This is a genomic window from Facklamia languida CCUG 37842, assembly GCF_000245795.1.
Taxonomy (GTDB): Bacteria; Bacillota; Bacilli; order Lactobacillales; family Aerococcaceae; genus Facklamia; species Facklamia languida.
Window position 1 is genome coordinate 1,084,978 of the sequence record NZ_JH601133.1, and the last position, 24,310, is coordinate 1,109,287.

Sequence of the window (24,310 nt, forward strand, 5' to 3'; positions counted from 1 at the left end):
TTCCGCCCTGTAAATTTAACCTAAAATTAAAAAAATTGAGTCGTAGAATCTCACGTTTGATATCAAATGCGAGATTCTTCTCTCACTTCTAATTGCTACATATAATTTCATATGTTAAAATTAAAAAACACGGTGCTTTTATTATTTTTTTGCCATAACTGTATCGTGATTTTTTTTTATTTTAATAATTAAGGAGATTCTATATGAACTATTGGGTTTTAATAGGCGTACTGATAATCGTTATAGGCTTTGCTTTAAAGCTTGATGTTGTTGCAGTAGTGCTTATATCCGGATTGGTTACTGGTCTTATCGCTGACATGCCAATTGTTGAAGTTTTAGATGTAATTGGAAAGGGATTTGTGGACAACAGATACATGTCACTTTTCTTCTTGAGTCTACCTCTAATTGCTATCATGGAAAGATATGGTCTTAAGGACAGGGCGGCGGAAGCTATTCAAAAGATGAAGTCAGCCAGTGCTGGTGGTGTTGTTGGGCTTTACATCTTAATTAGATGGGCAGCGGCTGCACTATCTCTACGTCTTGGTGGTCACGTTCAATTTGTTAGACCATTAATTTTACCGATGGCTGAGGGTGCTGCTAATAAGAAGGTTGAGCTTTCTGACAAGAGGCTTGAGGAATTAAAGGGTCTTGCTGGGGCTGCTGAAAACTACGGAAACTTTTTTGGGCAAAATATTTTCCCTGTAGCTTCTGGTGTACTTTTAATTCAAGGTACTCTTAACCAAGCTGGTTACGATGTTACTAATGGCGAGATAGCGAGGAGTTCTATTTTAGCTGGGGTTTCCATGGTTATTTTAGCTCTAGTACAATGCTATCTATATGAGAGAAGATTACGAAAGGACATGAAGCATGTTTAAATTTATAGCTGATAACAGTATTATAATTGATGAAATCATCTATATTTTATGTGGACTGATTTGTATTATGACTGGTATTACTGGTCTTAGAAATAAAAAAGCTAGGATGGGAACTTTTGTCTTTTGGACTTTACTTGGTATTTTATTTTGCACTGGAAAGTTTTTAGTTGACAAACTAGAATATGGTGGAGCGATTGTTGGTGGACTTTTACTTGTGCTTGGTGCTTTAACTTTGACAAAGCAAGTTCAAGTTGGCGAGTTTGAAAACCAAAGTGAAGAACAAAAGGTAGAGTATGGCAAAAGGGTTGGAAATAAGATATTTATTCCTGCTCTTGCTATTGGTATTATTGCCATGTTTATGGCTCAAGCAAAGAGTTTAAAAATTCCTGTTGGTACTGGAGAAGAAGGCCCAATTTTTTTTGAGTTTTCAGCAGCACAAACTTTGGGTATATCATCTATAATAGCTATAATCATCGCCCTTGTTTTTACAAAGGCTAAGTATCATGAAACTAAGGAAGATACTGCAAAGATGCTTATGACCATTGGTAGTTCATCACTACTACCACAACTTCTAGGTGCTCTTGGTACTGTTTTTGCAGCTGCAGGCGTTGGTGAAGTTATTGGTTCTGGTGTAACTGCTGTTGTGCCACCGGGAGCAAAGGTTCTAGGTGTGGTTGCATATTGCCTAGGCATGGTTATATTTACAATGATCATGGGTAATGCATTTGCAGCATTTACCGTTATTACTCTTGGTGTCGGTATTCCATTTGTAATTGCAAATGGTGCAAACCCTGCTGTAATTGGTGCCCTTGGTATGACATGCGGCTACTGTGGTACTCTTATGACTCCAATGGCTGCAAACTTCAACATTGTTCCAGGGGCTATTCTTGAAACAGAGAATGAGTACACAATTATGAAGGCTCAAGCACCTGTGGCGTTAACTTTAATTGTTGTTCACATTATTTTGATGTTAGTATTTGGATTTTAATTTAAGGAGTGATTTAATGAAAATTTTAGTAACTGGTTTTGACCCATTTGGTGGCGAATCTATTAACCCTGCAATTGAATCGGTAAAGAAATTACCGGATGAAATTAAGGGAGTGGAAATAGTTAAGTTAGAAATTCCTACGGTAATTGGAAAATCTGTTGATAAGATTAGAAAAAAGATTGAAGAAGTTAATCCCGATGTAGTTCTATCCATTGGACAAGCAGGGGGAAGACCTGACATTACAGTGGAAAGAGTTGGAATAAACTGTGACGACTGTAGAATCAAAGATAACGAAGGTAATCAACCAATTGACGAAAAGGTTTCGGAAGACGGTCCAGCGGCATATTTCTCAACACTACCAATAAAGGCAATGGTTGAACATATTAAAGAAGGTAAAATTCCGGCATCAGTTTCAAACACTGCAGGAACATTTATCTGTAACCACGTTCTATATGGAGTTGCTCATATTCAAGCAACAAAATATCCGAACATGAGAACTGGTTTTATCCACATTCCATTCTTACCAGAACAAGTTACTGATAAGAAGAACATGCCATCAATGGCACTGGATACAATTGTTAAAGCGCTAGAACTTGCAATTGAAGCAATTGTGGAAAATGATTCAGATATAAAAGTTACTGGTGGAAAGACACATTAAAGGAAGGGGAGGAAAGCGAGAGCTTTCCTTCTTTTTTTTGCCTTGCGGCATTGTTATGCAGGGCAATGCCCTACGACCTTATTATTTCTAATCCACTTTCCCATTTAACCAAAGGGAGGACTAAGAAACCTTGTCGTATGGTTTCTAACGTTCTCCCCTTGAAATCCCCTCTTCCTTACCTTCCAAACGATTCAGGACAGGCCGTCCTGAAAACCTGATTTGTAAGAGGAAGAAAATCTTGTTGGATTTTCTACTGTTTTTATGGATTAATTTTGTAAAATTCTTATTTTGGCGGATTTTATAATCAACTTAGCCACCATAAAAAATAAAAAAGCCACGTAAATTTCAAGTATAAGTTAACCAGGTGGCTAACTTATACTTGAAATTTACGATTTTTAATGAGTATTGATGATCATTAAAGTACTAATGAAATCTAGCATTTCTAATCATTATCAAGAATTCAAAATAGTTATTAAAAACAACACATGTTTAGACGCGCAGTCGGTCTGCGACGATAAGACCAGAGCTTCCTTATGTCTCACTTGTCAGGGAGCGAAGTGACGCAGACAAGCGGGAACAGCGTACTGGCGAGGCATGCGTTATCTTGAAGAAGATAAGCTTGGCTAAGACTAAATATCAATACACACTCTGACTGCGAGGCTCGAATGAGCCCCCGTTAAGATTTCCCCTCCCTAAGAGACTTTCAAGCAGCCTTTGAAAAGGCAGTAGGACTTTATACGAATATAAAACCCGCCCATTAAGAGTTAGACGCTCTTGATGGGCATTTTTTTGTATCATCGTTGACAGGAATAATATCTTTGAGATCCTCAATCATATTATTAATAGGGTGATGAATCAGGGCTTGACCGTAGGGGGGAGGGAATAACTTATCCGATGAAGCGATTAAGAAACTGAGATTTATCCGAAGACCAAGTCCTTATTTTTGACCATTTGTTCATAGAATTGTTAGGCAAGATGGGATCGAAAGAGGCTACTATTATTGCCTGCATCGATCTTTTGCGAGAATTCAAAAGAATATAAAAACATTTGAACAAATATTCAATTATCGATTGACACCATTTATAAAAAATAATATACTACCCTTAGGACGCATGAACGATTGTTCAATTGTCCAGATGAAATCATCAAGAAGGGGGGATTCGATGACTGAAAAACTTACTTTCATTGAAAAATGTGAAAGTAACACCATTCACGAAGATATTATCAATCAAGTGAACGATAAAATGCCTCAACAAGAAAGCCTTTCTGACCTAGCAGAATTATTTAAAGTATTTGGAGATTTAACGCGAATCAGGATCTTATGGGCTTTACATGAAGCTGAAATGTGTGTTTGTGATATCGCCGTATTACTTAACATGACACAATCGGCCATATCCCATCAGCTGAGGGTCTTGAAACAAGCTAATTTAGTGAAAAACAGAAAAGAAGGCAAAGTGGTTTATTACTCACTCGTTGATGATCATGTAAGAGAAATCTTTGACCAAGGGCTCATCCATACTTCCGAGAAGTAATCAGGGGACGAAGAAAACATTCTTGGAAATTCATTGGTCAAGAATTGAAGGCTTTATAGTCAATGATTCATGTGTCAGGGGATTTCGAACAAGACGGAAAGTATTCAAAATAAAATAATAAATAATATCTAGGAGGCTATAACAATGAAAAAGAAATTTATACTAGAAGGTTTAGATTGTGCAAATTGTGCTGCAAAGATGGAGCAAGCTATCAATGAACTTGATGGCGTCAATAAAGTGACCGTTAACTTTATGACCACAAAACTGGTCATTGAGGGTGAGGAGGAAAAAATGCCAGCTATCCTAGCAGAAGCCGAAAAAATCGTTAAAAAATTTGAACCGGACACAAGAATGAAGAAGGCGTAAGGGAGGTCATTAAGGATGAAAAAGCGACTCTGGCGAATCATCATCGGTGCTTTGTTATTTACGGTCGCACTGTTGATGGATTTTAATAATGAATGGCTACAGATCGCTCTCTTTGTGATAAGTTACATTGTAGTCGGCGGAGATGTCTTAAAAAGAGCGGTAAAAAATATGAATCGAGGTCAAGTTTTTGACGAGAACTTTCTAATGAGTGTCGCAACCATTGGAGCCATGCTCATCAGTGAGTTTCCTGAAGCTGTGGCAGTGATGCTCTTTTATCAAGTGGGAGAACTCTTTCAAAGCTATGCAGTAGGCAAATCGAGAAATTCAATCGCTAGCTTGATGGAAATTCGACCCGATTATGCCAATGTCAAAAAGGGCGATGAAATCATCAAAGTTGATCCTGATGAAGTACAAATTGGAGATATGATTGTCATCACAGCAGGAGAAAAAGTTCCTCTTGATGGTAAGGTCATTGAAGGAAGTTCAATGCTTGATACGTCAGCTCTGACTGGAGAATCGGTTCCTCGTGAGGTCGAAGTAGGAAGCGATATCCTGAGTGGTTCTATCAATATAAATGGCGTCATTACAGCCGAAGTTACCAAGGAATTTGAAGAATCGACAGTTAGCAAAATTCTTGATTTAGTTGAGAATGCAAGCAGTAAAAAATCCAATTCGGAACAATTTATTACCAAGTTTGCGAGATATTACACACCGGCGGTGGTGATCATGGCCGTATTGCTAGCGATTATACCACCTCTTGTGATAAGCGGTGCGACCTTTAGTGAATGGATCTATCGAGCACTCGCATTCCTTGTCATATCTTGTCCGTGCGCTTTAGTGATTTCGATTCCTTTAAGTTTCTTCGGCGGAATCGGTGGAGCCTCAAAAGAAGGGATTTTGGTTAAAGGGAGTAACTACCTCGAAGCCTTATCTCAAACTGAGATTGCTGTCTTTGACAAAACAGGGACTCTCACGAAAGGCGTCTTTAACGTACAGGAAATTCATCCACAAGGAGTTTCCAAGGAAGAGCTACTTGAATTAACGGCGTATGCCGAGAGCTATTCGAATCATCCGATTTCACTTTCTCTGAAAGAAGCATATGGTAAGGACATAGACAATCAACGTATTTCTGAGGTCGAAGAGCTATCAGGACATGGTGTGACGGCAACCGTCGATGGCCGAAAGGTGGTAGCAGGAAATATCAAATTGATGAAGAAGATGGATATCCCTTATTTTGAGGGAGAATTAGTTGGGACGGTCGTGCATGTGGCTGTTGATAACAAATATATTGGTTACATTGTCATAGCCGATGAGTTAAAACCAGATGCCAAACAGGCCATCAAGGAACTTAAGGATGCGGATATTAAACAATTAGTCATGTTGACTGGTGATAATCAAAGTGTTGGGGCCAAAGTTGCTAAAGAGCTGGGGCTTGATAAGTTTTATGCCGGACTATTACCAGCAGATAAAGTTGAAAAAGTAGAAGAATTATTTGCGCAAAAATCCCAGAAGGGTAAACTTGCCTTTGCTGGAGACGGTATCAATGATGCTCCTGTATTAGCGCGTGCAGACATTGGAATTGCGATGGGGGGATTGGGTTCTGATGCAGCCATTGAAGCTGCGGATATAGTCATTATGACGGATGAGCCATCAAAAATTGCGACCGCCATAAAAATTTCTAAAAAAACACTAAAAATTGCCAATCAAAATATAATATTGGCCATTGGTGTAAAAATATTGGTCCTTATTTTGAGTGCTTTAGGATTAACGACCATGTGGGCAGCGATCTTTGCCGATGTCGGTGTCACGATCCTTGCAGTATTAAATGCATTTAGAGCTTTGAACGTAAAGAATCTATAAATCTTTCTCCGATATACCCCATGAGTGAAGTCGATCGATATTTGGCGACTCCATCATGGGGTATTCGAATTAAATAACGATGATTAAACGCAAGATGAAGGGTCGCCGCTCTTAAGTGCTTCTAGCCTAGGCTTCTGCCGGGATCTATTTGTTTAAGATGTTTCGAGCTTTGACTGAAGGGAGGAGAGCTTCCTTAGGAAAGTCGGCTTGAGGTTCAATGAATTGTCGTTGACCGTGACCTTCAAGGCCCCCTGCTCTTCTGCAGCATGTGGGGGTGAATTTGGTGGGTAAGAGAATGAGTTGCACCTTTTTTACAAGCCTTCATCCTAGATCAGCAGATTAATAACAAGCTACACCCTATCGATTCTTTAAGAAATCTAGCGATGAAGGTCACATCCAATTTAAGTCCTTTTCCTAAACAAAAACGCTGTCTTCAACGACAGAAGATACCCTGAAAAAATGCTAGACCTATCGGAACAAATCAATCTCTATATTGATCGAGTGGTGGATTTAAAAAAAGAAATCAATGAGGCCACCATGGCACTAGAGAACGAGGAAGAAAAGACCATTCTAGAGAAGCTTTACGTCTGCTTCATCACTTAAGAACAGATTGCTTTAGATATGGGTTATAGTTTACAGAACTGCTTCAAAATTCATAAACGAGCCTTATAAAAAAATGGAAGTTCCTAACTAATGAAAAAAGCTCTTATCCTAACGATAGGAGCTTTGTTTTTATAGCTGAGAATCAAGGCGTCGTTTGGTGTAAAGTATACGGCGGATTTCCATGACGGAATCAATTACCACATAGAAAATAGAGTAATTTCCAACTCGGATGACATAATACGGATGTTTTCTCTTTTTTTGACTTAAGAAGGGTTGGAAGTTAAGAGGATAGTTAGCTCGCCCCTCAATTGCTTTATGAACGTTTTCTACAAGATTCATTGCTGCAGATGGATTGGACAGCGTTAAAGCGATATAATCGACAATTTGATTCAAATCTTCCTCAAAGCTAGGAAGAATACGAATTCGATAGTTAGCCATGCTGGTTAATGCGCTCCTTGACTCGTTCAATCACCTCATCGAGGATATACCTTGTCTCAGTGGAAGCTGCGAAGTGATCTGCTTCATCAAGTTTGCTTTCAATGTCTTGGGTCATCAATTCGTATTGATCGATGCTCATTAATACCATCGTGCCATAACCATTTTTAGTTAAAAAGACAGGGCGCCCAGATTCAATGACTTCTTCTTCGACTTCAGGAAACTTATTTCTTAGATCTGAAACAGGCCGAATATTCATAAGAAGACCTCCTTTTTTGTTATCATAATTTTATCATTAAACTATCAATAATTCAATCGTTCATAAAAAATACCCCCCACGTATGTGTAGTGCCACCAAAAAGTTGGACCAAAAATCTAACTTTTAGGGGTCAGTTCACTGTCAGTGATTTTTTAAAGCTGCTCAAGGGGCTTTCAGATTGGAGACAAACCCTGATTGAGTTACTCTCAAGACGCTTATATATAAAATCGGATGACGCATAAATGCATCACCCGCAAAAATTTCATTTTCAATTCGTATCGTTATTATAATGGGACTATTGAAGAATCAGAGTTACCACAACCAGCATTGCCAAGATATTTCAGTTTATTTAGGTATGTTCGCAACTCTAGAGATATTGCTGTAGCGGTATAGCATAGTTGTGTGTCTCTTATTTTGCTATACTGTAGACGGGTGAATGTCAAATGAAAAAGACATTAAAATTGATGGGCAGTCTATTCCTTATGATTATAAGGAGATGGGACCAATTAGAGGAAGAGGCTGGGTATAAACTTGATAAATTTAGTTAAGATTATTGTTCATTAATTAGCGGCGCAGTGGTTGAGTGGCCTCAACCTGCGTCTTTTGACTTGTTTGAGGCCTACTCAAGTGTGCGGGGGTGAACAGACGAAGCGAAAATTATTTCATTTTCTACTTCTTGCCCACTCCCTAAAAAACATACTCTTCTTATTAGCGTATCCATTATCCTTCTGATTCAGTAGATAATAGCTCATCTTCTGGATAATATAAAACCACTTTATTCATTTTTTGGCTTTCTTTGACATTAATTATACGTTGGTTTGAACTCCCACGAAAACGTAAAGTTAAATCACACTTTGCTAAAATAAACCGTCCATCCACTAAGACATCAACATAATCAAGTAATGCTAATTTATCATCTGTTTCTTGCTGTAATTCTTCCCAAGTATAACCAGACCACGACCAAATATCTTTAGTATCACCATAAGTTTTTCTTAATTGCTTACAAAGACGTAATAGTACCTCCGTGTTCAAGAAAGGTTCTCCTCCTAACAAGGTTAAGCCTTGGCAATAAGAAGCCCCTAAATCTTTAATAATTTGGTCTTCTAATTCTTGAGTATAATAAGTTCCATAATTAAAGTTTTGAATGATTTTATTATAACAGCCCTCACATTGAAATAAGCAACCACTAACATATAAACTACAGCGAACTCCTTCACCATCGACAAAGTTATAAGGCTTATAATCGGCAATTTTATGTTGTGACCATTCTTCTGAACGCCATTCTTTTGGTTGTGGATTCTTCATTATAGCGAACCCTTCATATGTTTCTTACGAGCAGAAATTTCTTTATGACGTCCTTTTACCATTGGTCTTAACTGTGGATTTCCTAAATAACCACATGTTCTCTTTACGACGTCACAAGTTTCAGGATTACGATTACCACATTGAGGACATTGAAACCCTCTTTCGGTTGGTTTAAAATCACCATCATAACCACATTCATAACAATGATCAATCGGTGTATTGGTACCTAAATAGCCTACTCTTTGATACGCATAATCCCAAACAGCTTCTAAAGCTTTAGGATTTTGACGCATATTAGGATACTCACAATAATTAATAAATCCGCCTGAAGTATAAGGTAAATAAGCAGCTTCAAAATCTAGCTTTTCAAAAGGTGTTGGTTGTTTTCGAACATCATAGTGGAAGGAATTAGTATAATAATCTTTATCTGTTATATCGGGAATCATACCAAAAAACTCTTGATCCATCCGGCAAAAACGATCGGTTAAACTTTCTGAAGGTGTGCCATAAATACTAAAATGGTAGCCATATTGTTTGGCTAATTTATCTGCATATGCTTTCATATATTTTAAGATGTCGACTGTAAATTGCTTGGCTATAGCGTTCGTTTCCCAGTTAGGACCATAAAAGACAGTCCCTGCTTCATAGAGTCCAATATAACCCATTGATACGGTCGCACGACGGTTTTTAAAAACTTCATCTACTGAATCATTTGTTGTTAGACGCTTACCAAAAGCACCATGTTGATATAAGATTGGTGCATTTTCAGGCAATGCTTCTTTTACACGTTCAACACGATATACTAGGGCCTCTTCTAAAATTGACAGACGTTCATCTAATAGCTCCCAGAAACGATCTTTCGATTGCATCGATTCAATCGCAATACGAGGTAAATTTAAGGTCACAACACCTAAATTCATTCGACCCTCATTGACCTCATTACCATTTTTATCTTGCCATCCTTGTAAAAAAGAACGACACCCCATCGGTGCTTTAAAACTTCCTGTAAATTCAACAATTTTATCATACATTAACACATCTGGATACATCCGCTTAGTAGAACATTCTAACGCTAACTGCTTTATATCATAGTTTGGGTCAGTAGGCTTTAGGTTCACTCCATCCTTTAAAGTAAAAACTAATTTAGGAAAAATAGCTGTACGTCTTTCTTTACCTAATCCTAAAATTCTAACTTTAAGAATGGATTTTTGAATTTCACGAGCGTACCAGGTTGTTCCTAGTCCAAATCCTAAAGTAGTAAAAGGTGTTTGACCTTGAGAGGTATATAAAGTATTGATTTCATACTCTAAACTTTGCATTGAATCATATATATCTTTTTTGGTTTGTTTAACCGCGAACTCTTTTTGTTTCTCTTCATCTTCAATCCACTCGGCAGCAGTTTTAAGATGCTTTTTATAATTAAGTTCTGCATACTGTTCTAACAATTCATCGATACGATTAACACTAGTACCACCATATTGACTGCTAGCCACATTAGCAATAATTTGTGCCATTTGTGCAGTCGCTGTCTGAATTGATTTTGGTGATTCTACTTGAGCATTTCCGATTTGAAAACCATTCTCAAACATTTGTTTAAAATCAATTAAACAGCAATTAGTCATCGGTGAATACGGATGATAATCTAAGTCATGATAGTGAATTTGACCTTTTAAATGGGCCTTTTTGACCTTTTCAGGCAATAAATCTAATCCGACTACTTTTGAGAGGACACCAGCTGTTAAATCTCTTTGAGTATTAAAGACACGACTATCTTTATTAGCATTTTCGTTCACAATTTGTGTGTTGCGAGAACGTAGTTGGTTAACTTGATACTCTAAATTAGTAGCCTTTTCTTCAATTTCAGACATCTTTTCAGCAAACTTATCTTCAGAATCAGTTTGATTTACAGATGATATTATCTCCTTTATGGAACTGCTCTTAATCATACTATCTTCATTGGCCTGAAAAATACGGTATGATATCTCGACAATTTTGTCATCTGCATCAATATGGCCGGAACGTTTTAAACTAAAAATCATTTTGTTTAAATCGAATTTTTCTTTTCTGCCATCACGTTTTTGTACAATTAAACTATCAAAAGTAATTTGTTTTTTATTTAGGTCCACTACCATTCTCATCACCCCAAATACTATATGTAGTGTTCACATTTAACATAGTACCATATATATAGTGTTTTAGCTAGTGATTGCATAAAATTATTTATTAATAAAATATAAAAAAATAATTTAGTATATAGGCTAATTCTGGTTTATTCAAACGTTCCAAAATTCTTTCACAAAGTGTTACATTTTCTAATAGATCTTCTAAATAAATACAATTCGCTTTAATAGAACGATTAATTAGATATTCGTTGGTAGTGTCAAATTTCTTGTGTAACCTACATCGTAAGATTGTAATTGTTATATCAAATCTTAAACTATTTCCGTCCATAACCTCGCATTTTAGAAGAGCTATCGATCTTAAAGATACTATCGAATCAATAAGGCGCTATAGGGAAGTCGAAAGCTCTTCTAAAATGCGAGGGAAGCAACCAACGGGCGCTAGTTTTGTTATTAAGATACTTGAGGCTCTGTGTTCCCTTCTCTTAATCTCGTCTCGTTGACGGGTCTTCTTTGATCCAAAAGATTTCGAAGTTCAAAGGAAACTTTCCCAAATCCTTTATGGATCCGTTGTCCAAACCTTGCTTGATACTCGGCAACATAACAATAGACCATTTTTTCTAGGGAATCTTCATGTGGAAACTGTTCCTTAACTTTCGTTCTTTTCTTCAAATGTTTCTTAAAGGACTCGGACAAGTTGTTGGTATAAGGGGATGCCCATATCTCCATGGGAAAATGCATAAATGAGAAAAGATTCTTCTTTCGTCTCAATTGTTCAATTAACTTTGGATAAGTCGCTCCCCAGGTCTGGATGAATTCATTAAGTAGTCGAGTGGCTTCGACAATACTACTGGCTTTAGGAACTTTTTTAGTGATGCTAACACTTCTTGACGGTCCTTCACACGAACTTTCATGGAAAAATGTCTCAGTAAGTGTGTCCAACAGGATTGGTGAAGGACCATCGGAAATTCATTAGTCAAGGCCTCCGCTAACCCGGTTAATTCGTCTGACACAAAAAGCAAAACATTTTCGAGCCCTCTTTGTTTTAAGTCTTGAAGCATTTCACGGTAATGAAGGGCTGACTCTGTAGGATAGACTTGAAAATCAAGTACTTCCTTATAGCCTTGATCATCAATTCCAATAATTGTATGAACAGCTTCTTTCGATACACTTCCGCGCCTTACAGGGATAAAGGTGGCATCGCAGTATAGACACACATAGTCTTGTTTAATAGGGCGTTGTCTGTAAGCAGCTAATTCTTCTTCAAATGTTTTTGAAAGGTTGGATAGGGTTGTTGGTGAATAATGATGACCATACATTTTTTCAATGAGATCAGAAATCTCGCGTGTCGTCACCCCTTTTTGATGCATTAGGATAATCATCTCTTCTAAATGGGCGGGAGCATGTTGAATACATTCAAGGGTTTTAATATCAAACACACCTAATCGATCACGTGGTATTTTGAGCTGCAGCGTACCGTATTCAGTCGTGAGTGTTCTAGAATAATAACCATTTCTTGAATTACCAGTATTATAGCCTTTCACTTCCCACTTCTCATAATTAAGAAAGACCATTCTTTCGCTTTCAAGCAATAGATTAATGGCGTCTTCTAAGGCCTGACGAAATAATTCAAGAATCGATTCACCTTGTGCTAGTGCTGTGATTAATTTTGTGTTAAAGTCTTCCATAAGGGCCTCCTGTTTGTGATTGTTTTGTCGTTATTACAATCTTACAAAAGGGAGGTCTCTTTTTCTAGGGAGACTTCGAGGTTACACAAGATATTTTACGCTATGGAGGTAATAATGATGTGCTTAATATGTGAAAGAATAGAAATGATTAAAAATAATGAGAATCAATATTTCGTAAAAGAATTAGAAACCGGTTATGTTGTGTTAGGAGACAATCAACATTTTAAGGGATATACGATTTTTTTATGTAAACAACATAAGACAGAACTTTTTGAATTAGAAAAGAGTTTTAAATTGAAATTCTTAGAAGAAATGTCATTAGTAGGGGAGGCTGTATATAAAGGTTTTAATGCAGATAAAATTAACTATGAACTACTTGGTAATGGAGATTCACATCTACACTGGCATTTGTTTCCAAGGGTAGCGGGTGATATAGAAAACTATGGTAATAAAGGAAAAGGTCCAGTTTGGTGGTATCCTATGGAATTAATGTATAGTGATTCGAATCGTCCATCAGATACTGAATTAATGGCATTAAAAGAGAAGCTAATAACTGAACTTAATAGAATATTTAAATAAATAATTTAGTTTTGTCTCGGCATCATTTTTAAGTTGCATTTGAAAATGGTGCCAATTTTTTATTTTATTAATTCGACGTAAATTTCAAGTATAAGCTAGCCACCAGTTAACGTTCTATCTAAAGCTCTTCCTCGCCGCTTTGGATTTGAGATACTAATGCCTTACTTTTTTGATGATGATTTTAAGCCTGAGTATTTTGGGCTACCGGTTTCTGTTAATAGTGGGGAGTATTACGTTTAAATGGTCATTGCGTGGTTCTTTGAATAGCTTTGGTAAAGCAATGGGATATGACCATAAGAGATATCGAACAACAGCGCTTAGATACATGGATACATAACAAGACAATACAGAAGCACGTTAAAGTAAGTGCATTACACTGAAAAAAAGAGTATTTAAAGTCGCTTAATCGAAGACTTACGATCTTTACCGTAGGTCTTTTTGTATGATGAAGAACCTTGGGCTAGTCAGAAAGTTATTAAGTCTCCCAGGTTGCTTATGATTCCATTGCGTCCTCACAAGTGGGGTGGAGGTTGGTAACGTCAGAACTTCTTAAAGGGATGAAACTAGGGCGCAGATTAACTCAGTGATGGGATCCTTGTTACTTAATCCCAGTCCATTCATTCTAAAGAAACGCGATTCATTAGGTGTAAGGGTTTTAAATTGACTTTAAATAAGGCTATGAATACAATGAATATGAATTCAATGAAATTATATTCAACAAAGAAGGAATTAGAATGATGACTAGAAAAGAACAAAAGGAAAAAAGACGACAAGAAATTTTGATTGCGGCGTTAGACATTTTTATAAAGAAAGGATTTGGGGCCACAAAGATTACAGATATTGCAGAAAAAGTTCATATGAGCAATGGCTTGCTTTTTCATTATTTTCCTTCAAAAGCAAGTTTGTATCATGAGCTGGTATCGATCGGGATCAAAGCCATGAAGCAAAAGATTGAATTCGACCATAAAAATCCACTGGATTCTTTACAAGCATTTATTGAAGAGCTATTGAATCGAATTGAGGAAGAGAATGCGGTCGCAAAAATATTTGTTTTAGTCGACCAAGCCCAGTACCTAGAGATGATTCCTGAAGAGACCAAGAGCGAACTAGCAGAATCTCAAGCATTTATCAAGAGAACAAGGGACATGATAAGGATCGGACAAGAGAATCAGACCATTCGTGATGGCGATCCAGAGGCATTATCGATCGCTTTTTGGTCAGCGATTCAAGGCTATGCGCAACATAAAGCACAAGATTCGAGTTGTCCAAAGGCTGAAGCAGAATGGTTTATTGATATTTTAAGATACCGAGAGGAGGACTAGACCATGTTAAAAATAATATTGATGATTCTAATAGGCTGTCTTTTACTATTAGCCCTATACATAATCGCTAATCGGATCTATTTGAAAAATACTGACCCCGATAAATTACTCAAAGATTTAGATAAAAAATTCCAGCGGTCCACTAACAATTCGATACTACTCATTGAAGATCAATCAGGTCATAAAAACCATCTCGTAACCCATAATATAAAACCTTCCGATAAAATCATCATCGCATCGATTACAAAACTTTATACCCATGCCTTAATTTATGCCATGGCAGATAGAGGGCTTATTGACTTAGATAAACCGATATCAGACTATCTACCAGAATCATCCTGGACGAGATTGCATCAATTTAAGGGGCAAGAGCATAGCCAAAAGATCCGAGTGATGGATTTAATCAATCAGACCTCGGGATTACCGGATTATGAGATGGACATTAAGGGAATCCAATCCGTCATTAAACGGTTCAAGAAAGAAGACTTTACAATTAACGACAAGGATGCGATTCGCCTTACCAGAACGTTAGAAGCAAAATTTGAACCAGGGGACCCCAAAGCCCATTATTCAAATGTGAATGCCATCCTTTTGGGTCTGATAGCTGAACAAGTATCCAATCAGTCCTTAATTGAATTGTATCAAGACTATATTTTTACGCCCCTAGGCTTGGAAAATACAGAAATAATAACAAAGAATAACCATGTTTTTGCATCCATGGACAAGGAGCCGGTGGATCGCACCCACTATATTTCTTCTGCTTTAGCATGTGGTGGACTCGTTTCTACTGTGGAAGATATGATGACTTTTATCAAAGCTTTTTATCAAGGGGACCTCTTCTCAAAAGCACATATTGAAGATATCCAGTTTTACAGGATCCAGTTTTTCCCTGTTAAATATGGAGGTGGCATGATGTCTGTTGCGATGCCAGCCTGGATGTCCCCGATCGTTGCGGCCCCGAAGATCATCGGCCATTCAGGGCTTTCGGGTAGTTTTTCCTATTACTGTCCAGAAAAAGAATTGTTTGTTGTTGGAACTTTAAATCAATATGAAGCAAACCCCTTTAAGTGGATTTATCAATATATCAATGCTATAGCAGACAAATAATACATCAGGGAGCACTTTATTCTTGCTTGGGATGCATTAAGAATAATATGAGTTATAGAAGATTCTCAAGCAATTTTTCACCATCTTCTTAACTATTTCGAATATAATAAACTTAGAAATAATGAAAGTATTATTTAGATGATAAATATAGGGGGGATTCATAATGAATAGATATTCAGTCTATGGGAGTATCACTGCGCAACCTGGTAAAGGTGAAGAACTACAAGGATACTTATTAGAAGCTGCTCGCGGCATGGAAGCTTTAGATTCGTGCTATTGTTATATTGTAGGTATTCACGAGGAAGAGCCAGATGCTGTCTATGTGTTTGAAGTGTGGGAGAATCAAGACGCTCACCAGGCTTCGTTGCAACTGCCTGTATTCCAGCAATTAATTGAGAAAGCCAAGCCAATTATTGCCGGAATGAACGACTATCCTAACTTAACAATTATTGGAGGCAAGGCAAGCTTCTAAAGAGAGCCTTTAGTGCGATATAAATGTTAATTGCGATCAGCATACTGATAACATCTCCTTCGTTACGTACTGGCATTCATATGCATCAAACTTTACTAATATCTCAGATTAATTGAATTCAAGCACAATCTTAATTAATAAGAACAAATAGAGAGCCAAGCATCAAGCTAATGAAGCCTGATGTTGAGGATCTTTAATGATCGATGTATCTCTAACAATTTGAACTTTATGAGGTGTAATTGAATATTGAAACGATACGATAAGATTGCCGGAGCTAGTTTTATTGCAACATGCTGAATGCTTTAAAGGTATACAAGAATAGAGCTGTTTTGTGGATGGTCTCTATTGTATGGAGAGTGTTAGCGATTAGAAGTCTTATTTAAGGAGGTCCAAGATTTGCTTTATATCCTTTTATTACGTGGCATCAATGTGGGTGGAAAGAATAAAGTATCGATGAGTGACCTAAAAAAATTATTGTTAAATACTGGCTTTGAGGATGTTGACTCTTACATCAACAGCGGTAATTTATTTTTCAGTACGGATGAAAGTCGAGAGACTTGCCTATCAAAGATAAGCAATCTCTTAGAAGAGCATTACGTTTTTGCGATTCCTTTTGCTTTACTGACCCAAGAAGCGTATTTGCAAGCAAGAGAAGAATTACCCGACTGGTGGGGTGGCGAGTTGGCAAGAAGAGATGTGTTATTCTTTTCGCATAACTCGGACAAGTCAGCTATTCTTGAATTTTTCGATCAAACCGCCTTTGATAATGAGCGGGTGCATATCGGAAAACATGCAGTATTTTTGGGGAAAGAGGACGAAGCGGAGTATTTGAAATCCACCTATCATAAACAGTTAAAGAAGCAAAACTTCTATAAGGAAATAACCATTCGAAACGGCAAAACATTTGAAAAGATAGCGGAAATTCTGGAGAATGGAAGATAATTTCTGCTTTACCATGCAAAACACAAAATTTAAAAGGAGACTTACGAGCTTTATCGTAGGTCTTTTTTTGTACGATAAAGAACCTTTGGATATTCAGAAATTTATTAAATCTCCCAGGTCGCTCCTGATTCCATTGTCCCCTCAACAAGTACGGTGGTAACGTCCGAACTTCTTAAAGAGATAAAACCAAGGCGCAGATCCTCTCAATTATGGGGTTCTTCCTCTAAATAAAGTCCCATTCAAGCTGAAGCGACGTGAGTCATTGCAGGTAAGGGTTCTAATTTGACATTAAATAAGGGCAGGAATAAAGGAAATAATGAGCAATATTTGAATCTATGTTCGAAACAAGCTGATCGCTTCCAGCTTCAAGGGGTGACGGGAGTCTTTCCTTTCCTCTTGAGGCAGAAAAAAGAAACCAGGCCCAGGAAAATTTCCTGGGTCTGGTTCTTTTAAGCGGCAATGTCGCCTGATTTTGAGGAGGGTTATTCAAGACAAAGGAGGACTATTCAGAAGGTTGAGTAATGGAGGTTGTCATCTGAATCAGCGTGAAGGGATCCTTATGGGTGGTGATATAAACCACCTTGCCAATTTGCCAAGCCGCCACATTCTCTTCGAATGATTGATTATCTTTCAGCTTCAAATTGATTTGGCCCGCTGTTTCGGGGGCAGGGAGCAGGAATTTCTCGAGGTAGCTCACAACCTCTTTACCTAAATGGGTCGGATCCTTGCCCTCTTGGTTAGCCGCTCGGATATTGAGGCTCCAATTGCCTTCCATCCAATCCAGATAAGACGACCCCATTGCTCCACTTTGATAGCCTGTGATGCCATAACCCAGATCAATTGGTTCACCATTGAAATCTTTGATTTGTTTGATGGCAGCGATAGCCATTTCTTTATTGTCATATTCAATGCGCTGAAAGGAAGCGATCGGAACCTTCTGGTTCAGAATCGGATCATTGACTGAAATCGGGTCTTCTTCACTGTAATATAAGATTTTGAAGTTGTTTATATCAGTCGTTTCTGTGGTAGCAGCGGATAGGTAGCCTGGCATTTCAGGGGTTTGAATGAAATGAGGGAGGGCTTCGTTAGGAAAGTATGCTTGAAGTTCGTCGAGTACTTGTTGAACATGGGCTTCCACAGCGGTCTCTTCGGCAGCATGCAGGGTTCTTGGGCCTTGACTATTCGGTATAAAGGGAGTCGTAAAAGAGATCGAAAGTAGGCTGACTGTCAGATATTTCCAAAATCTTTTCATTGTGATCATCTCCTTATGCTTATTATAAGAAGATGGTCTTTTTTTATCGAGACATGTGAACTTCCCAATAAGAAGATATCATGGTGAAAGCTAAGAATCAGTTAACCCTTAGGTCTTGCCGCTTATTGAACTTATTAAGCAAAACGGATTAAGTATCGCTAGAAGGTTATCACAATATTCAAAATTTATATAGCGTGTCATGAGGCCTTCACTACGATCCCAAAACTTTACTGAAGATGTAACCACAGGGGTCTGTTAATTGACCCTTTCAAGCGAACAGGCACCATTTGTTGCCTATCGCTTTCTATCAAAAATTTGGATAGCTTTTAGCTAAATCTTGAATTTCTTCTGCTGTCAGGTCTGCTTGATCAGTGTAATGGACCTGTTTGATGGATTGGATGATTTGCTTGTCTTGTTCGACTTGATAGGAAATCAGCTGGTGAGAGGTCTTGTCAAATTCAAAGGTCCAAATGCCATGATTATAAGGGGATAGGTCTTCAGGCATCTCCCCCTTGATCTGATAGGTCTGTTCTGCTTCGCTTAGGGTGGGATCCTTTAAGTCCGGTATACGAATTAAGAGGTCCATGAAGATTCCGCGAGGTTCGATCAAGTCCGCCATTTCTCCTTTTTGTTTATAGGGATCCATTTCGGGTGCAGACATTTGGACATATTGACCGTCCAAATAGTAATTAAATTCAGTATTTCCCATTTGTAAGATTTCATAGAATAATCCCTTGGTTTTGTCAAACTTACCCGAGATAGCGGCCGATTCAGCTCCTTCAAAATGGGTCATCTCATAAGCATAATCCATTTGATCCTTATTAAAAGTCATTAAAGCATCAAAAACGACTTGTCGAATGGTGGGGTCCATCTCTTTGGCTCGATCCTCATCCATACTCAAGACATAGGACAAGTAGGTCTGATTTTGTAAATAGGGTTCTTCTTTTGATTGGTTGGCAGAAATTTGTTGGACCGTTTCAATGGTCTCTTGCTGTGTTTGTTGGTCAACCTGGACATGGTAAAAGGCATAGCCTTCGTAAGCTATTAGTGGGATAGCGACTACCAGACTGGTGGTCAAGAGATAGCGTAAGGTTCTTTTTTTCATTACAGTCACTCCTTATTGTGAATATAACTAAACTAATTTGCTTTCATTTTTAAGCGGGGCTGATACCAATATGCACTGTAAGCTAATGCAGTGATCAAGACCATCATTAGGAATCTGACCAGTAAAGTCCTAGCGGTCATCTGTGTGGAGGGATCCGTCATGATCCATTTAAAGCCAACTTGACTATAAAAACTATGCACAATGATGACTAAATTTACTACAAGTCCCAATATGCTATAACCGAGGCAGTGAATGGTGGTCTGTAAGATCAACATTGACCAGAGCGTGATTACCAAATGGATGAAGAGGGAAAGAATAAAGGCAAGAGGCACTCCTTTATCTGCTTGAAAGAATAGGGCAAACAGAATCGATATGAAGACATAGGAGGCGCTATAGATTGCCATCCAAACTAAGCTTATGACAAACAAATGCCTAGGATGACGAATCCGCACAAATTCAAAGGGACTTTCTTGGACTAAGACGTGTCCAAAGAAATTAAACGGGACCAATAAAGGGAAGATATTGAAGCTAAACCAATGCATATTATTGGTCAGGGCGTTTCGATCGTGGATAGAAAAATAAGCCCAACCCCCTCCCTCGCCAATCATAAAGGAGAAGGTACTTAATAAGTAAATGACGAACAAGACTCCAATAAAATAACGGAGTTGGAAGAGGCGATAGCGATTCATGCTTAAATAGTGGAGTGATTCTTTCATAATGATCTTTCCTTATTTGATTGAAAAGTAGTCAGTGCGTTTAAAGGATCGATTGTTGTTGGTGCATCAGGTACCGGTCCAGTTGGTAAGCAGGATATAAAATAAAGCCTATCTTGAGTAAGAGATACACTAAGCCCCTCCAAGTCAGGGGATCACTTTCTTCAATGAAGATCAAAAAAACCGGGTTGAACATGAAGATTAATAATAAGGGGCTGAGGCCTAAACTAATCAAGAGGGCTAATAAACGATGGTTCATTAAGGATTCCATTAAATGACATAAGACACCATAGAGGGTCAAGATGAGCAACTGTTGAACGGATGAATATAAGATGTCCAGTAAGATAAATTCCTGGTCTGTCCAGATTAAATCCAATATCACGGATACCTCACTCAACAGAAACATCAAACCTAAACTCATTAGGAGGATAATCCATTTATACCGACATTGTCGTTTAATTGAGAGGCGGACTTGTTCTAAATTTGTATAATAAGCCCTAAAAAGATAGACCAAGATTAATAAGGTCGGGACAGCAATCCATCTTACAAAATTGCTATCCATGGGCTGATTAATAATAATTTGATAAGGGATGGGTTTGAAGGGGGAATTTTTCAGACTGAAATAACCCCCAACAAGTAGCAAGAAAGCAACAGAGGTATAGAAAATAAGCCCTCTTTGCCAACAGATTCGGATCTTATCGTAGCAAATAACCCTAGTCATGATTCCACTCCCCACGGAAGCCAACATGTTGAAGGTCTTCCATCATAAAGTGACTAAAGGACAAAATCCATTCATTCTTACCAGGTTTAAAGGCCTCCTTAGGAAAGGCGAAGTATAAACGATAATTGTCGCCATCGACTTCACTCGCTGAGAAGATCGGCAAGGTCCGGTATTGCCGGTTAAATATGAGGCCAAAGCCCATATGCTTTTCTTTTGTATTAGAGAGAGGGCCCTCTAGCTCTACTTGGAAGATGAAATCTTCACCTGGGTTGAGAAAGCTAGCGTATTCTTCTTGGAACTGTTCTGTTTCCTGCTCATCTAATTGCCTAATTGAGTGCAGCTGATAGGGGTCCCCTTGCAGGGTAATGATCTCATCTGCTGCATATAAACGAGCGGTCACACCGGATTGTGTTCGATTCACATAAATGATCCGAGTTAGGACGAGGGCAAGAAGTAGAATCGGCAAGATGATTTTATATTTTTTCATCGTTGACCTCCTACAATCCGCCCATCCGCAATCTCGTAGATATGGTCGGAGACTGCTTGAATCAGTTGATCATCATGGCTAGCTATTAAGAAGCCTTTACCGAGGGATTTAATCTTTTGGACGAAACCAATAAAGACCTTGACGGAATCCTTATCCAGACCGTTGGTTGGTTCATCAAGCAAGATCAAGGCTTGGTCTTCCATGAGGGCTTGAACGATGGCCAGTTTTTGCCGCATGCCAAGGGAATAGTTGGATACTTTGATATCTTTGTGTTGGTAGAGGTCTAAGTCTTTTAACAACGATAGGACCTGGTTTTCTTGGTAATTATCTTTTATAGATGCAAGGTATTTCAGATTCTCTAAGCCAGTAAAATGAGGAATGAAATCAGGATTCTCAATAATAACCCCGACATCAATGGGCAAGGGTTGGTTAAAGACAACGGGGTGGTCTTTTAGATAAACTTGGCCACTATTCAACCGCATGCTGGCGATAATCGTTCTTAATAACATTGTCTTGCCTGATCCATTATGGCCAACCAAGCCCACCACTTCACCTTCGTTCACTACCAGGTCAACTTGGTCTAGGACTTGCTTTGAACCAAAAGACTTGGAGACTTTATTAACTTCTAATAAAACCATCTTCTTCACTCCTTCCTAGTCGACACCTAAGTTGCGATCGGATACCTTCCAATGAAATAAGATCCCAATCACTAGCACGATGACGATCCAATAGGCAAGTGTCTGCATCCATAGAGGGCCATCCAGCATCGATAAATGAGAGAGGAGCATCATCGGAACTAAGTTCAAGTAATAAATCCCAAACACGCCAAAGACAAGGGGGGTTAAAAAAATAACAGCAAAAGCAAAGAAATATTCAAAATACTTATAAGATATGAAGTATGAGACGACCAGGCCTAAACAGGTTAAAATCCCCGAAATCAGAAAGATCCACAGGCTGAGAAGTAACCATAAGGTGAAAGGATGGAGGGAATACAAGGTATACATCCAACCTGGCGAAAGACTATTCAGCTGAGTGACAATCGGATCGGGTAAGGTCATGGGGTGTAGCATGAAGAATAGCACCGAACTGACTAGATAGGGACTGACCCCGGCTATCCCACCACCGATAAAGGCCGTCAATAATTGTTGATAATAGTAAGACTTCCGACCAAACCGGACGGATTGGTTGAGAATGATCGACCGCCTTACATCTTCTCGGTAAAGGCCAGCTCCAAAGAAGGCGACCATAATCGGTAAGGTGATCGCATAGACTTCAGAGCCATAACCCGTATGGTCAAAGCAGAGTAACCGCACAAAGGCAGACGGTTCAAATAAATAATTAGGTCGATTATAGGTGTAAAATTGAATGGCACTGATCCCCAAAATATAAGTTAAGAGAATAAGACCATTTCGCTGCAGGAACATGCGCTTCATATTTTCCTTAAATAAAGCCACGGACATCGACTCCTCCTCAATAGGAAGGAGGCCATACGCAGATAAAATTAAAAATTAGAACGCACAGCCTCCTCGTTGACATTTTTATTATTAAATACTATCTGGACTCCATACACCAGATACAGTTGATTTATTTACCCAATAGGGATTTTTGACACCTAATTTACAGGAGGTATATCCCATCTCATTAATATATTGAGAAATATATGAGGATTGACCTGCTCCAATATCAACGTAAGCAGAATTCACATTTTGACCGTTGGGCCCTACCATGAAGCAAGTAACAGTACTAATATTATGAAGACTAAGTACTTTCACGTATGATGAGGTTGCATCCGTCTTGGGTCTTGAGTACGTATATTGAGGTTTAATTCCTCCTAAAGCAAAATGGAAACCAGTATCGCTATGATTATTAGCAGATACCAAACTAGTTGCACCTAAACCTAGGAGAGAAATAATAATTAACAAAGATTTAATGAGTTTATTTTTCAATATGTCTCTTCCTTTCTAATATGCTGCAACGGCCAACGGATCCTATTTATTTGTTTAATTATCTCTCCTTTCTTTACTAGAACAGCCATCTTGTTTACGCTTCCATTATACTAAATACTGGGGGGGGGGACAATAGTTTTTTGAAAATTGGCCGCCAAATCACAAATTTTGGCCGCGAAAGGAATTTTTATAGGAAGAACGGATAATTTATCGTCAGTTTGGTTGAAAGTTAGTGACTTTTATCTACTATCAGCTGATAGAGGAATAAGATGTCTTAAAGGTCGACATGGTTTCCTTCTTGACGCATTGAGTGAATCGCATTAGCATAGTAACAATGAATGAAGTGGTATTCATTACTTGAAAGTCCTGGTTTTGATCAGAAGTTGAGGAGGGTTAGAATGAACAATCCAGAAGCCGTACAGCTCTATATCCCAACATTGGAAGAGCTCGATTTTTACCAATCGCGTCTATTTGATCCGGATACGATGTCTTACAATGCCCCTTGGTTTCCGCCTAATGGATGCATTCCCTTTCCAAAAGAAAAATGGGCACCATGGTATGAACGATGGGTGAATCAAGAGCCTGAGCGTTTTTATGCCTACCTGCAGCGTTCGCGTGACAAGGCTTTTGTGGGGGATGTTAATTTTCATTATAATCCGGAAGACAATTGGTGGGATATGGGTATTGTCATCTTAGCTGAAGAACGGGGCAAGGGCTATGCCAAACAAGGTCTAAGATTACTCTTACAAAGAGCCTTTGAAGTGAATCACCTCTCCTTGTTGCATAATCATTTTGAAAGAGGGAGACAGGCAGCCTACCATCTCCATACATTAAATGGCTTTAAAGAAGGGCATGAGGAAGATGGGATTGTCCATCTCTATTTGACTAAGGAAGACTACTTCAATGGGTTGTCGGATCAGTCAGTCGTTTAATGGTCTTATGATCCTGGCGGGGTTTGGTCATCGTGCAGGCTTT

The 24,310-nt window shown here is 38.4% G+C and carries 25 protein-coding genes and 1 pseudogene; 13 read left to right on the plus strand and 13 right to left on the minus strand.

The window, feature by feature from the left end:
- Positions 1–203: 203 nt before the first annotated feature.
- The 7 genes from HMPREF9708_RS04980 (at position 204) to HMPREF9708_RS08420 (ending at position 6,882) form a co-directional block, all read left to right on the plus strand.
- The gene (locus HMPREF9708_RS04980) at positions 204–875 is read left to right on the plus strand and encodes a DUF969 domain-containing protein (RefSeq protein WP_006309118.1); all 672 of its coding nucleotides are present in this window, start codon (positions 204–206) and stop codon (positions 873–875) included.
- Entirely contained in the window at positions 868–1,863 is a 996-nt protein-coding gene (locus tag HMPREF9708_RS04985) for a DUF979 domain-containing protein (protein WP_006309119.1), read from the plus strand. Before HMPREF9708_RS04980 ends, HMPREF9708_RS04985 begins: the two co-directional genes overlap by 8 nt.
- Before the next feature lie 16 nt (positions 1,864–1,879).
- Positions 1,880–2,521, plus strand: a complete 642-nt coding sequence (gene pcp, locus HMPREF9708_RS04990) for a pyroglutamyl-peptidase I (protein ID WP_006309120.1) — start codon at positions 1,880–1,882, stop codon at positions 2,519–2,521.
- A gap of 1,163 nt (positions 2,522–3,684) precedes the next feature.
- The gene (locus HMPREF9708_RS04995; RefSeq protein ID WP_006309121.1) at positions 3,685–4,053 is read left to right on the plus strand and encodes an ArsR/SmtB family transcription factor; all 369 of its coding nucleotides are present in this window, start codon (positions 3,685–3,687) and stop codon (positions 4,051–4,053) included.
- A 144-nt stretch (positions 4,054–4,197) separates the two neighbouring features.
- The gene (locus HMPREF9708_RS08625; RefSeq protein WP_006309122.1) at positions 4,198–4,419 is read left to right on the plus strand and encodes a cation transporter; all 222 of its coding nucleotides are present in this window, start codon (positions 4,198–4,200) and stop codon (positions 4,417–4,419) included.
- 15 nt (positions 4,420–4,434) lie between these two features.
- Positions 4,435–6,279 carry a heavy metal translocating P-type ATPase gene (locus tag HMPREF9708_RS05005; protein WP_006309123.1) on the plus strand — a complete coding sequence of 615 codons (1,845 nt, stop codon included), beginning with the start codon at positions 4,435–4,437 and terminating at the stop codon, positions 6,277–6,279.
- A gap of 459 nt (positions 6,280–6,738) precedes the next feature.
- Complete coding sequence (locus HMPREF9708_RS08420) at positions 6,739–6,882, plus strand: hypothetical protein (protein ID WP_198004232.1); 144 nt, start codon at positions 6,739–6,741, stop codon at positions 6,880–6,882.
- 129 nt (positions 6,883–7,011) lie between these two features.
- Here HMPREF9708_RS08420 and HMPREF9708_RS05015 read toward each other — a convergent pair whose 3' ends face one another.
- The 5 genes and pseudogenes from HMPREF9708_RS05015 to HMPREF9708_RS05035 all read right to left on the minus strand — a co-directional run bounded on the left by HMPREF9708_RS05015 (position 7,012) and on the right by HMPREF9708_RS05035 (position 12,689).
- On the minus strand, positions 7,012–7,320 hold the full coding sequence (locus HMPREF9708_RS05015) for a type II toxin-antitoxin system RelE/ParE family toxin (RefSeq protein ID WP_006309124.1): 309 nt from the start codon (positions 7,318–7,320) through the stop codon (positions 7,012–7,014).
- Positions 7,313–7,576 carry a type II toxin-antitoxin system Phd/YefM family antitoxin gene (locus HMPREF9708_RS05020; protein WP_006309125.1) on the minus strand — a complete coding sequence of 88 codons (264 nt, stop codon included), beginning with the start codon at positions 7,574–7,576 and terminating at the stop codon, positions 7,313–7,315. The genes HMPREF9708_RS05015 and HMPREF9708_RS05020 overlap by 8 nt, the downstream gene beginning before the upstream one ends.
- A 720-nt stretch (positions 7,577–8,296) precedes the next feature.
- A complete protein-coding gene (gene nrdG / locus HMPREF9708_RS05025) occupies positions 8,297–8,881 on the minus strand; it encodes an anaerobic ribonucleoside-triphosphate reductase activating protein (protein ID WP_006309126.1) in 585 nt (194 codons plus the stop codon).
- Positions 8,881–11,013: an anaerobic ribonucleoside-triphosphate reductase gene (gene nrdD / locus HMPREF9708_RS05030; RefSeq protein ID WP_156798779.1), complete on the minus strand. Its 2,133-nt coding sequence runs from the start codon at positions 11,011–11,013 to the stop codon at positions 8,881–8,883. The genes nrdG and nrdD overlap by 1 nt, the downstream gene beginning before the upstream one ends.
- Before the next feature lie 441 nt (positions 11,014–11,454).
- Positions 11,455–12,689 (minus strand): annotated as a pseudogene (locus HMPREF9708_RS05035) (IS256 family transposase).
- A 117-nt stretch (positions 12,690–12,806) separates the two neighbouring features.
- Here HMPREF9708_RS05035 and HMPREF9708_RS05040 point away from each other — a divergent pair.
- From HMPREF9708_RS05040 to HMPREF9708_RS05060, 5 genes are all read left to right on the plus strand, one after another.
- Positions 12,807–13,268, plus strand: coding sequence for an HIT family protein (locus tag HMPREF9708_RS05040; RefSeq protein WP_040448124.1), 462 nt, complete (start codon positions 12,807–12,809; stop codon positions 13,266–13,268).
- 734 nt (positions 13,269–14,002) lie between these two features.
- Positions 14,003–14,590: a TetR/AcrR family transcriptional regulator gene (locus HMPREF9708_RS05045; protein ID WP_006309130.1), complete on the plus strand. Its 588-nt coding sequence runs from the start codon at positions 14,003–14,005 to the stop codon at positions 14,588–14,590.
- 3 nt (positions 14,591–14,593) lie between these two features.
- Complete coding sequence (locus HMPREF9708_RS05050; protein ID WP_006309131.1) at positions 14,594–15,697, plus strand: serine hydrolase domain-containing protein; 1,104 nt, start codon at positions 14,594–14,596, stop codon at positions 15,695–15,697.
- 163 nt (positions 15,698–15,860) lie between these two features.
- On the plus strand, positions 15,861–16,169 hold the full coding sequence (locus HMPREF9708_RS05055) for a putative quinol monooxygenase (RefSeq protein WP_006309132.1): 309 nt from the start codon (positions 15,861–15,863) through the stop codon (positions 16,167–16,169).
- A 396-nt stretch (positions 16,170–16,565) separates the two neighbouring features.
- On the plus strand, positions 16,566–17,111 hold the full coding sequence (locus HMPREF9708_RS05060) for a DUF1697 domain-containing protein (RefSeq protein ID WP_006309133.1): 546 nt from the start codon (positions 16,566–16,568) through the stop codon (positions 17,109–17,111).
- Positions 17,112–17,613: 502 nt separating this feature from the next.
- On the opposite strand, the gene HMPREF9708_RS05065 is transcribed toward HMPREF9708_RS05060, so the two are convergent.
- From HMPREF9708_RS05065 to HMPREF9708_RS05100, 8 genes are all read right to left on the minus strand, one after another.
- Positions 17,614–18,363 carry a hypothetical protein gene (locus HMPREF9708_RS05065; RefSeq protein ID WP_006309134.1) on the minus strand — a complete coding sequence of 250 codons (750 nt, stop codon included), beginning with the start codon at positions 18,361–18,363 and terminating at the stop codon, positions 17,614–17,616.
- A 307-nt stretch (positions 18,364–18,670) separates the two neighbouring features.
- Positions 18,671–19,468 (minus strand): hypothetical protein, encoded by a 798-nt coding sequence (locus HMPREF9708_RS05070; protein WP_006309135.1) that lies wholly within the window; start codon positions 19,466–19,468, stop codon positions 18,671–18,673.
- Between the two features lie 32 nt (positions 19,469–19,500).
- The gene (locus HMPREF9708_RS05075; protein ID WP_006309136.1) at positions 19,501–20,184 is read right to left on the minus strand and encodes a hypothetical protein; all 684 of its coding nucleotides are present in this window, start codon (positions 20,182–20,184) and stop codon (positions 19,501–19,503) included.
- A 40-nt stretch (positions 20,185–20,224) separates the two neighbouring features.
- On the minus strand, positions 20,225–20,902 hold the full coding sequence (locus HMPREF9708_RS05080) for a hypothetical protein (protein ID WP_006309137.1): 678 nt from the start codon (positions 20,900–20,902) through the stop codon (positions 20,225–20,227).
- Entirely contained in the window at positions 20,895–21,389 is a 495-nt protein-coding gene (locus HMPREF9708_RS05085) for a hypothetical protein (RefSeq protein ID WP_006309138.1), read from the minus strand. The genes HMPREF9708_RS05080 and HMPREF9708_RS05085 overlap by 8 nt, the downstream gene beginning before the upstream one ends.
- On the minus strand, positions 21,386–22,027 hold the full coding sequence (locus HMPREF9708_RS05090; protein ID WP_006309139.1) for an ABC transporter ATP-binding protein: 642 nt from the start codon (positions 22,025–22,027) through the stop codon (positions 21,386–21,388). Before HMPREF9708_RS05090 ends, HMPREF9708_RS05085 begins: the two co-directional genes overlap by 4 nt.
- 15 nt (positions 22,028–22,042) lie before the next feature.
- Positions 22,043–22,849, minus strand: a complete 807-nt coding sequence (locus HMPREF9708_RS05095; protein ID WP_006309140.1) for a hypothetical protein — start codon at positions 22,847–22,849, stop codon at positions 22,043–22,045.
- Between the two features lie 84 nt (positions 22,850–22,933).
- Entirely contained in the window at positions 22,934–23,335 is a 402-nt protein-coding gene (locus HMPREF9708_RS05100; protein ID WP_006309141.1) for a DUF2712 domain-containing protein, read from the minus strand.
- A gap of 398 nt (positions 23,336–23,733) precedes the next feature.
- On the opposite strand from HMPREF9708_RS05100, the gene HMPREF9708_RS05105 reads away from it, so the two are divergent.
- A complete protein-coding gene (locus tag HMPREF9708_RS05105; protein WP_006309142.1) occupies positions 23,734–24,267 on the plus strand; it encodes a GNAT family N-acetyltransferase in 534 nt (177 codons plus the stop codon).
- Positions 24,268–24,310 lie beyond the last annotated feature (43 nt).